The following is a 13,156-nucleotide window of genomic DNA, read 5'->3' on the forward strand; positions in this document are numbered from 1 at the left end:
CTCTTAAGTTAGTTTCAATGTCAGAATTCGTTTGCTTCCTTAAGCGCCTCTTCGATTAGATGTTCAGAAAGCCGGAAGTTTGTTTGTTGAAGCTTCTCCAGGAAAGGCTTTATTGATGAAACAATTCCTTTCTTTTTAGCTTTAATGAGAATACCCAAAGTGCCCGTTATTTGTAACCCCAGTTTTTCAGCAGTGTATCTTGCTTTCTGATCATCAAGAATAATAAGATCAGCGCCAATTTCAAGGGCTAGTGTGATAGCGCTTGCTTCTCCCATGTCAATCTGAAACTCAAGTATTTGCTGCTTCTGTTTATCAGAAACATCTAATATATTGACCTAAGAAGGAAGTTTCTCGCCAAATTCTGCCTCAACTTCTTGTGTTGAATAAACCTGTTCGTAAAGCTTTTGAAGGATGTCTAACTCGTTAATATTTGTTAGAGCAATAAAGCAGCTTGTATCAGATACAACTACTTTAGGCATTTTTTACTTCTCGGGATAGGTCCGAAGGGGGGTAGTTGAAAAGAGAAACGTTGTACTTGCCCAACATTTCAGCAAAGGCTCTTTTTGATATCCCAACCAACTCTGCTGCCTGCCCAAGGGACAGCTTGCCTTCCTCGTATAATATTAGAGGCAAGGGTCATGGCGATCTCCTTCTCATCGAGATTTAAAGAATCCGGGATATTGAGCACCATTTGCTTCATTGTCGATAATTAATTTTAAATGGTCAGATGGATTCGTATGCTTGTTCTTTCCTTGCAGTTCATTGGCTGTTTGAAAAAGCATCCTTACTCCATCAATCAAATTTAAGCTTTTTCATGCCTTTTACAATAAAGAACCTAAGAGCCGCATGTCCGGACTCTTAGGAGTAAGTTAAAAGTTATGCCTTGTACTGGTGAGCAATGTCAATTGCCAGTCTTACCTGCTTCCAGTCAATTTCTCCCAAAAGGGCACATTCTGCACCCAGAACAAATCCTTCCGGGATGTTTTGCAGCACAGCATCCACCTCGGCTGAAAGGCTCGCTGTATTTTCAGTGGCAATAGCTCCTCTTTTTTCCAGTCCGCCAAAAATCGGGCGGTTAAACTGCTTATGAAGGTCTTTAGGTGTTAACATTTCATTATTCACTTTCAGGCTGCAATTCACCAACTGACCCGGATAGTCCACAAACGGACTCAGGTCATCATAATCTCCTACATAGTCGCAAATATGAAGGACATTGCACGAGCAGGCAGCATTGATTTCATTCATGACCACCAGGTCATAAGGCTTGACATAATCAGTGAAAATAGAGGGGTTCTGAAATCGAAAACCTTCTCCTCCCTGCGTAGAGGCAAGGAACCCATCCACCCCTAGTTTGATGCACTCCCGGGCAAAGAGAAGTGTACTTTCGGTGATAATTTCCATTCCCTTTTTCACACTTTCCGGATCTTGCTTGAGGTGCTCCGTTAGTAACTCACCGGTAACGGAATGCCCGGCACTCATGAATGGAGAATAGAGAGTTGCAATGACGGGAGCGTGTTTTTTACCTTCTTTTACAAGCTCCTTCACCACATACAACTGACTCTCATAGAAGTCCTTTCCGTAAAAAGGCATATTCGCCCAGTCTTCGGGTTTTTGAATGGTGGTTAAGGCTGGAAATTCAGACTCATATTGAATTTTCACAAAATCCATGTCAATGGCATGGAAGTATTCCATATGCTTTTTTACGGCTGCGTCACCTGTCTTAAAACCCTCTCCGAAATGGACAAAAAAGCCACAGGGGATGTATCCATTGTTTTTTCCGGTCGCAATTAGCTGTAGTACTGCTTCTCGCTTATTAACAGGCGGGCGGGAGTTGCAGGAAGGTAATATCCAACTACTTGCCAGGGCTGTTGCTGACAGAGCGCCAATGGATTGTAGGAATTTTCTGCGGTCAATCGATGAGTAGGACATGGTAGTTGGTTATCATTTATCCGAATAATAATACGAAATACCACGTCAACTTGAAAGCGGGAATAAGCCAGGGCGGACTCATTTCCCGCTATTCATTCAGTTATTTCTTTTCTTTCAGGAACGCCAGCTGCCCCAAATGATTGGCCAGGTGAGCCGTGCGGTTCATGATCAGGTTGAGTCTGTTGCGGTGGGGCTCCTTGGCAAAATCTTCAGGAGTTACGGCAGTATGACGATCAAACCAGCCTTCTGCTGTAAATTTTTCAAATGCCGATGAAAGTGTTTCGTTCACCTTAGTCCAGGCAGCTCTTAATTCAGGAACGGGCGTATTTTGGCCTGACTTATCCGGTGTCCTTACATAGGGTTCGTACAAAGCCGGAAACAGTTTATCCCCAGCACCAAGTAAAGGAAGCATGTTATCGTGCACTGCGGCAAGGTGCCCAAGCAGGTAAGAGCCAGTGTTTCTTCCCGGGGCTACTTCTGCAGCAATTTGCTCATGGCTAAGGCTGTCGAAAAGTTGGTTGGTGCGTTCAATCTGAATATTCCAGGCATCCAGGGCCATTTTGATAAAAAGTGCTTGTTGGTTCATCATAAATTAGTTAGAGATAATAATTCTTGAGAATGTATTTTAGAGAAAAAGTACTTTGAAGCCGGAATGGTTCATAAATTAAGTTTAGGCGATTGAAATAGGTATTATTTTTTGTGGCAATTTTATTCTTCTGTAAAAGGAATAATGTAATCTTTAATCAATCAGGGTTTCTGATTCTAGAAATAATCTTTTTTTAAAGGAAAACGCATTAACAGGTATAAATAAAACTACTAGCAACATGAAGAGAAGGATTACCAGGAAAGTCTATTTATTTTTTAGGCATTTAATTATACCTGTCTTAATATTCTATGTTTCAAGTGTCAATGCACAAATAAATAACTTAGGGCCATATGATATTGGGGTGACCAGAGATATATCTCTTTCTGAGAACGGAACTTATATTCTTTCTACCCTTGCGGGCATGTACAAACAAGGTGACGCTGGAAAATGGACGAAAGTAAATACAGCAATTAATAATTTATATTTTGAGGGGTACTTTGTAGAATCACCCGATGGTAGGCTTTTTACATGGGATTTTAATGCTGGAATTAACTATTCAGAAGATGAAGGTAATACATGGATTCCGAAAGTTTTCTTTATTCCGTCATATTCAAATATTAGAGTGAATGGCTTGGGGTTCAAAGGTGATTCAATAATATTTTCAACCTCCACGGGGTTGGCCTACGTACTGGATTCAGAATTGGAGGCGAGGCACTTTGAGGGGCTTGCCGGAATAGAATTTATCAATCTGTTTGTTCAGGGTAATATGATTTTTGCTGGAGCAAAAGATTCGACCTTTTATTTTTCTGATGACGGAGGGGCTAGTTGGAAGGTTATTTCAAATTTACCATTTGATTTTTTTCAAACGAGAATGATCGTTTTTGATTCAAAGATTTTTGTTGGCACGCAAACTGGTGGCGTTTGGTTCAGCGAAAACTATGGAGAATCCTGGGTACAAAAAAATGAAGGCCTGGCAGGTACCTGGGTTCGGTACCTTTATAGGGATGGAGATAAATTATATGCTATAAATGATAAAGCTTACATTGCTAATATCGACGAATTGATATGGAGGGATGTAGGTTTTGAACGTACAAACGGTGAATTTTTGGAATGTATAGCGGCTAAGGACGAAAAAATAGTGATTACTTCTCGTCAGTCCGTTTATGTAAGCAATGATGGGGGTGAAAGCTGGAAAGACGAAGGAGTTGAGGGAATAACAAGTGCGTACATTGAGGGGCTTGTAGTGAAAGATGATGGAGGAATGCTGGCCTACTCCAGAAACACCGGTTCCTACGCCAGGGGTTTACAGTCAGAGAAATTTTCAAAGTTTTGTTTAGGATACGGAGAGCCGGTGTATGTAGACGATACGCTGTATCTTGTGATTAATTCCGGATCACATATTGCCAGTTTTGATAAAGTAACAGGTGAGACAATAAAATACTTTCCTTATACGAATGATTTCCTCTTTTCAAAAGAGATGGTACATACTTCGGAAGGGTTCTTTGTTAGCACCCTGCAACAGGGAGTGTGGAACTACGCTGGTGAAGCCACCTGGGAAAACTTTAGTAATGGCCTTGGCTCACTTGAAACATTTCAATTTGAATCAATAGGTGACAAGTTGTACGTGGGCACGAGTGATGGATTGTATGTAACAAATCACTTAGAGGCAAACTGGCAAAGGATTGATAATGGAGCCGAAAATCATAGAGTGGATAATTTCATATTTGTTGATGATGTTTTGATTACAACCGGCTTTGCAGCAGGATCTTACAGATCGGAGGATGCAGGAATTACTTGGTCTAAAATAAGCAGCTTAGATGCTATCATTGACGATCTATATTCTTTTGAAGGCAAATTATATGCGGCCGGCCTTTCATCAATCCATATTTCGGAGGATCTGGGAATTAGCTGGACGACCGTAGAAATCAAGCCTTTTGAATACCCAACCTTTATTCAATCCATTCTTGTAACATCCGACTCTATTTATCTTGGCACCGGAGAAAATGGTGTTTTATCTCTTAAGAATGGGGAGCCGCAAACAGTGGAATTTTCTCCTCTAGAGGAGAAAGTGTTTGGCGAACCAGATTTTGTTCTTGCTGCTACATCTAGCTCTGGGCTTGATGTAGAATTTAGTAGTTCAGATGAATCAATTTTGGCAATCACTGATGGCACAGCCAGTATTCAGAAGGCAGGGGTTGTCAAGATATTTGCCAGTCAGCCTGGGGACGAAACTTATATGAGCGTCAGTACTTCTCAGCAACTTGTTATACGAAAAGCTGATCAGGTGATTACCTTCGATGAACTTAAGCCGGTTGTTCCTGAAAGCGAGCCATTTAGATTGGAAGCAACTTCTTCGTCGGGACTCCCTGTCGATTTTATATCCTCGGACACAACGGTCGCTCTAGTTGACGGTGAAATTTTGTCTTTGGTTGGAGTAGGGACGACTATTATAACTGCCTCTCAAGAGGGAAATGATAACTTTTTACCAGCTGTGGAAGTAAACCGGGAATTAAGTGTGTCTGAAGTCGCTGGCATAGCAAACCTTTTGCCAAATATGGTCGGGGCATACCCAAACCCGACTGATGACTTTCTGTTATTGGGGACAGGGGTTGAACTTAAGGATTTGAATTATTCAATCTATACCATAGATGGGAGAATTGTTAGGATCGGAGAACTACAAAGTGACCAGCCTGAGAAGAGGATTTATTTTGGAGAGCTAAAATCAGGCATTTATATAATAAAGATAACAGATGGCAAAGAGTCGCTGACGCTAAGGGTAATTAAGAATTGATCAATTCGGATCAACCTTCTGGTGGCCGCAAAACTGTTTGCTAGCACTAACTCCAAGAAGAGACTTCGACTAAGCTAAGCGTATTTGAAACGCTAACAAGGCCTGGCGCATTTGTTTTGATGAATAAATTAAAAAGGGTGCGATAATTTGAATTTATTACAATACCCCCCATGAAAAAAATACTCCTCCTCGGCTCAGGAGAACTCGGAAAAGAATTCGTCATCAGTGCCAAAAGGCTGGGCTGTTATGTAGTGGCCTGCGATAGCTATGTGGGTGCACCAGCCATGCAGGTGGCCGATGAAAACGAAGTTTTCAATATGCTGGATGCTGACAAACTCAGAGAAGCCGTCGAACGTCACCAACCAGACCTGATCGTGCCGGAAATTGAAGCCATTCGTACAGAAGTGCTGGTGGAGATGGAAAAGGAAGGCAAGACTGTAGTGCCGAGTGCCAGGGCTGTGAACATGACAATGAACCGTGACCGCATCCGTGACCTGGCAGCAGGTCTCGGCATTCGCACCGCTCACTTCGCCTATGCGGAGTCTGCTGAGCAACTGATGGAAGAAGCTAAAACAATTGGATTTCCAGTGGTGATCAAGCCGGTGATGAGCAGCAGTGGCAAGGGGCAGAGTGTAGCTCAAACCGCTGATGACATCCAAAACAGCTGGGACTATGCCTGTGCAGGTATGCGGGGCGACAGACAGCGGGTGATTGTGGAGGAGTTTATCCGGTTTGACTACGAAATAACGCTGCTCACTGTGAAGCAAAAGAACGGCCCCACGCTTTTCTGCGATCCCATTGGCCATGTGCAGGAACGGGGCGACTATCAGTACAGTTGGCAACCACAACCAATGACTGATCAATTCCGACGGGATGCAGAAGCCATGGCCAAAGCCGTGACCGACGACCTGGGTGGCGTGGGTATTTTCGGTGTGGAGTTTTTCGTTACCAAAGACGAGGTCATTTTCAGCGAGCTCAGCCCCCGGCCACACGACACAGGTATGGTAACATTGGTCAGCCAAAACCTCAGCGAGTTTGACTTACATGCAAGGGCAATCCTGGGTTTGCCCATCCCCAACATTACTGTAACAAAAGGAGCCAGTGCCGTGGTATTGGCCACGAAAGACGGTGTGTTACCAACTTACACAGGAGTGGAAGTTGCCATGGCTGCGCCCGACATCGATGTGCGCATCTTCGGGAAACCCACTACGAGGCCTTATAGACGCATGGCGGTGGTATTGGCCAGGGGTGAAGATGCCGTTGCCAGGGCGAGAGCCGCCGCTGCAAAGATCAAGGTGGCTACAAAAGAAATTTGATTGCATCCTGCTGGGTAGTAGTCTCCGGCCTCTGATTTGATGAAATCTGTTTTTATCTCAAAAACTGCAATGAACAGCAGTGGAGTGTTCGGGAAAAAGTGCTACTTTAAACCTTGTGTTTTTCCTTTATATCTACCTAAACGATCTGTCATGAAATTTGTCCGTTATGCATTTGCTCTGATCATTCTCCTCATTTGCGTAAAATGCAAAACCAATACGGACGCAGGTCAAGCTGAACAAGCTGGAAAAACCAAGGAGTGGTTAACCTTTGAAGGACGGGCAGACATGCCGAAGGTGGTGCTGGTTTCCGGCGACGAAGAGTACCGGTCGGAGGAAGCACTTCCTCAATTGGCCAAGATTCTCTCTGCTCGCCACGGATTCAACTGCACAGTACTGTTTGCACAAGACCCCAGCTTGCCAGGCATAGTCAATCCCAATTATGGACGCAATATACCAGGGTTGGAGGCCCTTGAAACTGCTGATTTGATGGTTATTTTTACCCGTTTTCGTGCTTTGCCAGATCAGCAAATGCAGTACATCGACAATTATTTAAAAAGTGGCAAGCCTGTGATTGGGATACGGACTGCCACCCATGCTTTCAATTTTACAGAAGCCGATTCTGCTTCACGCTGGTCGTACTATGGTAACAACTTCGATGGAGAAGGTGAATGGAAGGGAGGGTTTGGGCGACTGGTTTTGGGCGAAAAATGGATTTCTCACCACGGCCACCATCAGCACCAAAGTACCCGGGGAGTGGTGGCAGCGGGTGCCGAAAGTCATCCCATTCTGAAGGGAATTGGTGAAGGAGAAATATGGGGACCGACCGATGTGTATGGCGTGCGGTTGCCATTGCCAGGCGATTCGCAACCCATCGTGTTGGGACAAGTTGTGAATCGGGCAGGTGAGTTTGCTGCCGACGATGCCTTGTATGGCATGCGTTTTTCAGATACGGACGTGGCCGGAGAGGAAATAGAAAAGGATAGAGACGGAAACGAGAAAACTATCAATCGGAATGATCCGATGATGCCTGTGGCGTGGGTGAAAAGTTACCAGCTTCCCGGAGGTCAGCCTGGAAAGGTATTCACGTCGACCATGGGAGCTGCCACCGATTTGTTGACCGAAGGCACTCGCAGAATGCTGGTCAATGGCGTTTTTTGGTCGCTCGATCTCACGGTTCCGGATAGGGCTGATGTGGACACCGTCGGTGTGTATGAGCCCAGTCAGTTTGCTTTTCATGACGATCAGTATTGGGCAGACAAAAACATCAGTGTGGAATCGCTGCAGTGAAATAGGCGAGTTTCCCGGACTTGCCCATATCCAACATTGACGTAAAAGAATCAGCCGATCCGGAGAAAAGAGCCAGAGAAGCTACGGGCAAAATTACGGTCGTCAGCTAAGCACCGCTGGCCGGATATTGCGTGATTTTAGTGCCTTCATCCTCAGTAGATATTTTGGCATATTGACAAAGAGTACCCCTGAAAGGATAACAACCATAGCCATCACCTGAAGCGTGTTCATGGTTTCTCCGCCAACTAACACTCCTAACAGTACAGCCACCATCGGATTCACATATGAGTAGGTACTTACTATGGACACAGGTTGCGTTCTGACCAGCCAAATGAATGCCATAAAAGTGGCGGTGGTGCTGAGAATGGACAGGAACAGTACGGCCACCACGGAGTCGGTTCTGATCTGGTGTAATTGTAGCGCAGAGAATTCGCCTGAAATGAAAGAGACGCTGATAGCGAAAACACCGGCTGCCAGAAGGTGGATGGCCGTTTTTGTGAACACAGAGGTTTCTGTTTGAAAACTTCTCAGACGAAGGGATCCAATAACCCATAAAACGCTTCCGCACACCATCACCAGAATGGCCCGGGAGTGCTCCAGTGAGACAGCGCCAAAGCTGGCGGTCGGTTTTTGAGAAACCAGCAATACCACACCAATAAGCCCGGCCGTGAGTCCACTCATGATCCACGGGCTTCGAAAATTAACATGCCACTGCGATTTGTCGAGCACTATAAACCAAAAGGGTGTGGTAATAATGATGGAAGCCAGCGACGAAGGAAGGTATTGTTGTGCCCACACAACAGCGATTACCCCACCGCCGAAAATGATGATTCCCCAAAAGGCAAAGCTGAGAATTTCTCTGTATGAAGGCAGCTTTTCTTTTCTGATATAACAAAAGCTAGCCAGCGCCAGCCCTCCGATGAGGAAACGCATGGCCGATAAAAGGAAAGGAGGGAAGGACTTGAGGGCAATAGAAACTCCTAAAAAGGTAGAACCCCAAACCAGGTAAACGGCGGCGAATGCCAGTATGGTTTTTTCTCTTGAGTTATTCATTGTTGAAGCTATAGTTAAGGCCAATATTCCAGGTAAATTTGCCACTGCCATCCGCAGCCAGGGGCTGTACCGCCTGAAAGAAAATGGAAAGAGGAAGTTGCTTGTATGTCAATGTGGTTTTGTTCGACACAAAGAGCCCTTGGAAAGGGATTTTGTTCCTCAGGTAAAAGAGGTTGGGCCGCAGCTTCAGGTTGAAATAACTTGACCCGGGAAAGGTGTTGATCTCCGTTGCCAGGCTCCAGAAATCTCCTCTTTTCACTGCATCCACATCAAGTCCTTCATCGTGCCACCAGATGGCCTGAATAGAAAGGTGGTCGTTCACTTCGTAGTAGACAGCCAACTCATTTTCAGAATATCTGTTCACTCTTTTGACTGTGATGGTCTGGTTGTTTTCAACAATCGTCGACTGTTTGAAAAACAGCGACCAGTTGGTTCCTGCCCGGAAAACAAATTTCCGCCAGGGAAACTGAAAGCGAAACCAGTTGTTGGACGACCAGGGCTTGCCGTCAATACCGTAGTTGAATTGATGGTTGAATGAAAACTTATTTTTCTGGAGAGAGAATGCCGTCATCACAGCTGGTTTGCCTAGAGAGAAGGCAGGCACAGGGGAAATACCATTGTTGGTGATGTCGATGCTGCCTGTAAGAAGCAGGGGGCGGGCGGTGGAGTCCTGTCGGTTCCGGGACAGCAGAGGTATTGAGCTGATCAGCAAGAGGAGAGTGAGAGTGATCTTCATGATCTGCTAATGCTTGTTCGGTGGGTGAGATAGTGATCCAGGCTCCAACTGTCAGCGGGCAGTGTGGCCAGCAAAAAGGCGGCAGTGAAGTTGACGAAAACACCATAGTCGAGCGGCTCTTTGATGCCAAATGAATAGGTCATGGCCCCGGCAAAAAGGAAAGTTAAGATGCCTGAAACGGTCGCTACAGGTTTGGTTTTATAGCCCGCCATCAGCAGGAGTGAAATGGAAATTTCCAATGCTGTGGCAATGAATGCCAGCAACGGTTTGATTACGTCTGGAGCGTATGAGTTTACCTCCCCAGCATAGTCAAGGAAATGTTGCCAGCCGTCGGGGTGGCCGCCAAACAGATTGATGCGGCTCGAGTAGGCTGAGATATAAGTGGCCGCCAAAGTCATACGGAGTAGGAAAGTGAACAGGTTCGTTTTGTTGCTCATTATTGTGCTTTGATAGGCCAAAGCTCTATATTGTCTGGATGATTTTAATAATCCAGTTTTAACTTTTTAGCTAATCCAGACATGAAGCTGATCACAGACCTTGTTCAGTGGGATGCCAGTGCAGAAACGCCTGTCTATCTTCAGATCGCCAATGGCTTTATTCACCATATCAGGCTGGGCAGATTGAGGAAAGGATTGAAGTTGCCCGGTTCCAGAGAAATGGCTGGTTTGTTGAGCGTCAACCGAATGACAGTGGTGGCAGCATTGAACGAGCTGGAAGCCCAGGGGTGGATAGAGATGCTGCCAAGGAAAGGGACGTTTGTAAGAAAGAGTCTTCCTTTGCTTGCTCCATCAAAAATTGAAGAGGCTGATCAATTCGTCATACCAGAAAAGGCTGGCTTCGAGTATGACGAAAGCAAAATTGTGCCCTTTCATGCGGCTGATTTCCCGCCGTCGGGAAAGATCAACTTTGGGGATGGGTTTCCTGATGTGAGGCTGGCTCCGATAGAGCAGCTGATCAAAACCATGAGGAGCCTGTCTCATTTACCAGGACAGAGGAGGTACCTGATGTACGGAGGTGCTCAGGGATCTATGTTTTTGAGGCAGGCGCTTTCCGACTTTTTGAATGAAACGAGGGGACTGCCGGTATCGCCCGAGAACATACTGATTACCAGGGGAGCTCAAATGGGACTTTATTTATCTGGCTCTATCATTTTGGACAAGGGAGATCATGTGATTGTTGGTCGGCCTGGATACGGTGATGCCAGTCTCACATTAAGGCAGTTGGGTGCAAAAATCGACGAGGTGCCTGTGGATGAGTATGGACTCGATGTAGATGAAGTTGAAAAGCTTTGCCGCCGGAGAAAGATAAGATTGGTGTATGTGATTCCGCACCACCATCATCCCACCACGGTGACGCTGGCCCCTGAGAGGAGAGTGAAGCTGCTGCAACTGGCTGCGCAATATAAATTTGCTATCCTTGAGGACGATTATGATTATGACTTTCATTACGCCAGCAAACCCATCATGCCCATGGCGAGCCTCGATAGGCATGGTCATGTGATTTACATCGGCACGTTCACGAAAACCCTGGCACCGGCGATCAGGCTGGGCTTTATTGTGGCGCCGGCTAACTTCATTCGACATGCCGTTTATCTGAGAAAATCGATCGATATCCAGGGCGATAGTCTGCTGGAAAATGCCATTGCCGAGTGGTTCAAAGACGGCACCATTGCCCGCCACATCAAAAAATCTGTTAATATATACCGGGACCGGAGAGACCATCTTTGTGAGCTGCTGGAGGATCGTTTTGGTGCTGAGGTGGCTTTTGAAGTGCCGAAAGGAGGGATGTCGGTTTGGGTGAAGTTCCTGAAGAACGACCTGGCAAAAATATCGGAGAGAGCAGGCAGGAAGGGGCTGCTGATAAGAGACGGGCGGGACTACGATACCGACAAGGTGAAGTTCAATGCGGTGAGGCTCGGGTTTTCGTCGCTCACGCTGGAGGAGCAGCGGAGAGGAGTTGAGATTCTGGGTGAGTGTATGTGAGGGGCAGGCTGCCTAACAAAAAAAGCCAACCTTGCGGCTGGCTTTTCGCTTCTGATATTTGGCTTTCACTCAGAGCCTCACGAAGAGGACACTGAAGCTGGTCATGTTTTATTTGAATCCGATTTCAGCCAGGCCTTTGTGGCTGATGTTAATCGCCTCAAAGGGAGGCAGACCGAAGGTGGCATCTTGCTCCACCATGTAGAACTCCATACCTGACTGAGCTTTGGCAGCCAGTATTTTCTTAAAGTCGATGCTTCCGGTGCCTACCGGTGCAAAATTGCCTTCAGCATTCATATCCTTCACGTGCCATGCTTTGAAACGCCCTGGATACTTCTCAAAGTAGGCAAGCGGATCAGCACCCGCCTTGGCTACCCAGAAAAGATCCATCTGGAAGTTAACAACGTCGGCGTTGCAATTTTCCAGCAGGTAGTCGATCAGCACAGTGCCATCTTCTCCTGGCATAAACTCAAAGTTGTGGTTGTGGTAGAGCAGTTTCAACCCAGCGGCCTTACATTTTTCACCAAGCGTATTCAAAATCTCTGCTATGTCAGCAGGCGTGCCTTTCATGCCCATTGTCATGGTTTCTCTGTTGAAAGTGAACATGCCCATTGGGGGTACTGGTATCACGAAGTATTCAATGCCAGCGGACTTGGTGTCGGCGATCAGCTGGTCTGCATTTTCCATCGTCACCATGCCCATGTGAGCGCTTTTTGCTGTCAAACCAAGGGTGGCAAGGTAAGCTTTGAAATCGGCTGGTGCCATGCCGTAGAACTTGCCATCTTCGTAGTTGGCAGCTTCTACATAGGCGTAACCGGCATCGGCCACGGCCTGAAGGGTAGTCTTGGGGTCGGTGGCCATAGAATCACGCACGGTGTAAAGGGCCAGACCGCCAAATGAAGTAGGTGTTACCTCAGTGGTGTCAGTAGCTTCGGTGCTTTCTGCTGATTTGGTTTTGGTATCGCACGCAGTGAAGCCAAGCGACAGTGCAAACAAAAAGACAAAGCTCAATTGTAAATAACGTTTCATAGTGTTTTCAGTGTTTAATGCGTCAAAGTTACGCAAGTTCAGGGGAAATCGAAGGTTAATGTTGGTAGTTGATGTTTATTCGAATTTGCTCCAGTTGCTCTATGCTTCACTCAATTAGATTGAGTAGGGTTTGCAGATTCTTATCGGTAATCGTCTCAATTTTATAACTCACCAAGGAACTCACTGAGGGGTTGTGCCTTCTTCTTGCCGGCTTTGACCTGGTTCACTTCCTCTACTGCCTCCTTTAGCCCCTCAAGGAGTTCAGCCTTGTAAGGGGTGAGTGGTTTAGCTTTTACGAATGAAAAATTCTTTAGCACTTCCATAACGAATGCAGCCTTGTCGTCTTTTATTTCCAGAATTACCTTCATAGAGATATTGATTTGGCCAGTCGGCTGCTCAAATATACGAAATAGATGTTCTTTTTGGAATACGCATGTGTTACCAAGAGCA

Annotated in this window: 12 protein-coding genes and 1 pseudogene; 4 read left to right on the forward strand and 9 right to left on the reverse strand. The window is 45.9% G+C overall.

All coding sequences use genetic code 11. The features are described from left to right. Positions 1–20: 20 nt before the first annotated feature. The 4 genes and pseudogenes from RIG68_RS28910 to RIG68_RS20230 all read right to left on the reverse strand — a co-directional run bounded on the left by RIG68_RS28910 (position 21) and on the right by RIG68_RS20230 (position 2,515). A pseudogene (locus tag RIG68_RS28910) lies at positions 21–479 on the reverse strand (PIN domain-containing protein). Next, positions 472–633, reverse strand: a complete 162-nt coding sequence (locus tag RIG68_RS20220) for a UPF0175 family protein (RefSeq protein ID WP_350126411.1) — start codon at positions 631–633, stop codon at positions 472–474. The pseudogene RIG68_RS28910 and the gene RIG68_RS20220 overlap by 8 nt, the downstream one beginning before the upstream one ends. Before the next feature lie 243 nt (positions 634–876). Beyond that, positions 877–1,929: a uroporphyrinogen decarboxylase family protein gene (locus tag RIG68_RS20225; protein WP_350126414.1), complete on the reverse strand. Its 1,053-nt coding sequence runs from the start codon at positions 1,927–1,929 to the stop codon at positions 877–879. Positions 1,930–2,029: 100 nt separating this feature from the next. Next, entirely contained in the window at positions 2,030–2,515 is a 486-nt protein-coding gene (locus tag RIG68_RS20230; protein WP_350126417.1) for a DinB family protein, read from the reverse strand. A gap of 238 nt (positions 2,516–2,753) precedes the next feature. Between RIG68_RS20230 and RIG68_RS20235 the strand changes: the two genes are divergently transcribed. The 3 genes from RIG68_RS20235 to RIG68_RS20245 all read left to right on the forward strand — a co-directional run bounded on the left by RIG68_RS20235 (position 2,754) and on the right by RIG68_RS20245 (position 7,909). After that, positions 2,754–5,306: a T9SS type A sorting domain-containing protein gene (locus RIG68_RS20235; RefSeq protein ID WP_350126420.1), complete on the forward strand. Its 2,553-nt coding sequence runs from the start codon at positions 2,754–2,756 to the stop codon at positions 5,304–5,306. 170 nt (positions 5,307–5,476) lie between these two features. Then, a complete protein-coding gene (purT, locus tag RIG68_RS20240; RefSeq protein ID WP_350126423.1) occupies positions 5,477–6,622 on the forward strand; it encodes a formate-dependent phosphoribosylglycinamide formyltransferase in 1,146 nt (381 codons plus the stop codon). A gap of 150 nt (positions 6,623–6,772) precedes the next feature. Next, the gene (locus tag RIG68_RS20245; protein WP_350126426.1) at positions 6,773–7,909 is read left to right on the forward strand and encodes a ThuA domain-containing protein; all 1,137 of its coding nucleotides are present in this window, start codon (positions 6,773–6,775) and stop codon (positions 7,907–7,909) included. Positions 7,910–8,011: 102 nt separating this feature from the next. On the opposite strand, the gene RIG68_RS20250 is transcribed toward RIG68_RS20245, so the two are convergent. Genes RIG68_RS20250 through RIG68_RS20260 form a run of 3 tightly spaced genes read right to left on the reverse strand, consistent with a single transcriptional unit; the run spans position 8,012 to position 10,135 of the window. Beyond that, entirely contained in the window at positions 8,012–8,962 is a 951-nt protein-coding gene (locus RIG68_RS20250; RefSeq protein WP_350126429.1) for an EamA family transporter, read from the reverse strand. Beyond that, complete coding sequence (locus tag RIG68_RS20255; protein WP_350126432.1) at positions 8,955–9,698, reverse strand: hypothetical protein; 744 nt, start codon at positions 9,696–9,698, stop codon at positions 8,955–8,957. Before RIG68_RS20255 ends, RIG68_RS20250 begins: the two co-directional genes overlap by 8 nt. Continuing rightward, complete coding sequence (locus tag RIG68_RS20260; RefSeq protein WP_350126435.1) at positions 9,695–10,135, reverse strand: DoxX family protein; 441 nt, start codon at positions 10,133–10,135, stop codon at positions 9,695–9,697. Before RIG68_RS20260 ends, RIG68_RS20255 begins: the two co-directional genes overlap by 4 nt. Positions 10,136–10,216: 81 nt before the next feature. On the opposite strand from RIG68_RS20260, the gene pdxR reads away from it, so the two are divergent. After that, a complete protein-coding gene (gene pdxR / locus RIG68_RS20265) occupies positions 10,217–11,680 on the forward strand; it encodes a MocR-like pyridoxine biosynthesis transcription factor PdxR (RefSeq protein ID WP_350126438.1) in 1,464 nt (487 codons plus the stop codon). Between the two features lie 108 nt (positions 11,681–11,788). Here the strand turns inward: pdxR and RIG68_RS20270 are convergent, their stop codons facing one another. Further along, on the reverse strand, positions 11,789–12,706 hold the full coding sequence (locus tag RIG68_RS20270) for a sugar phosphate isomerase/epimerase family protein (protein ID WP_350126441.1): 918 nt from the start codon (positions 12,704–12,706) through the stop codon (positions 11,789–11,791). Positions 12,707–12,867: 161 nt separating this feature from the next. After that, the gene (locus tag RIG68_RS20275) at positions 12,868–13,074 is read right to left on the reverse strand and encodes a hypothetical protein (protein ID WP_350126444.1); all 207 of its coding nucleotides are present in this window, start codon (positions 13,072–13,074) and stop codon (positions 12,868–12,870) included. Positions 13,075–13,156 lie beyond the last annotated feature (82 nt).

This window comes from Imperialibacter sp., from assembly GCF_040222385.1.
Taxonomy (GTDB): Bacteria; Bacteroidota; Bacteroidia; order Cytophagales; family Cyclobacteriaceae; genus Imperialibacter.

Excerpts from the sequence above, each read along its gene's own strand:
- RIG68_RS20225 (WP_350126414.1), bottom strand. The coding sequence starts at position 1,929 with ATGTCCTACTCATCGATTGACCGCAGAAAATTCCTACAATCCATTGGC.
- RIG68_RS20230 (WP_350126417.1), bottom strand. The coding sequence starts at position 2,515 with ATGAACCAACAAGCACTTTTTATCAAAATGGCCCTGGATGCCTGGAAT.
- RIG68_RS20235 (WP_350126420.1), top strand. The coding sequence starts at position 2,754 with ATGAAGAGAAGGATTACCAGGAAAGTCTATTTATTTTTTAGGCATTTA.
- purT (WP_350126423.1), top strand. The coding sequence starts at position 5,477 with ATGAAAAAAATACTCCTCCTCGGCTCAGGAGAACTCGGAAAAGAATTC.
- RIG68_RS20245 (WP_350126426.1), top strand. The coding sequence starts at position 6,773 with ATGAAATTTGTCCGTTATGCATTTGCTCTGATCATTCTCCTCATTTGC.
- RIG68_RS20250 (WP_350126429.1), bottom strand. The coding sequence starts at position 8,962 with ATGAATAACTCAAGAGAAAAAACCATACTGGCATTCGCCGCCGTTTAC.
- RIG68_RS20255 (WP_350126432.1), bottom strand. The coding sequence starts at position 9,698 with ATGAAGATCACTCTCACTCTCCTCTTGCTGATCAGCTCAATACCTCTG.
- RIG68_RS20260 (WP_350126435.1), bottom strand. The coding sequence starts at position 10,135 with ATGAGCAACAAAACGAACCTGTTCACTTTCCTACTCCGTATGACTTTG.
- pdxR (WP_350126438.1), top strand. The coding sequence starts at position 10,217 with ATGAAGCTGATCACAGACCTTGTTCAGTGGGATGCCAGTGCAGAAACG.
- RIG68_RS20270 (WP_350126441.1), bottom strand. The coding sequence starts at position 12,706 with ATGAAACGTTATTTACAATTGAGCTTTGTCTTTTTGTTTGCACTGTCG.
- RIG68_RS20275 (WP_350126444.1), bottom strand. The coding sequence starts at position 13,074 with ATGAAGGTAATTCTGGAAATAAAAGACGACAAGGCTGCATTCGTTATG.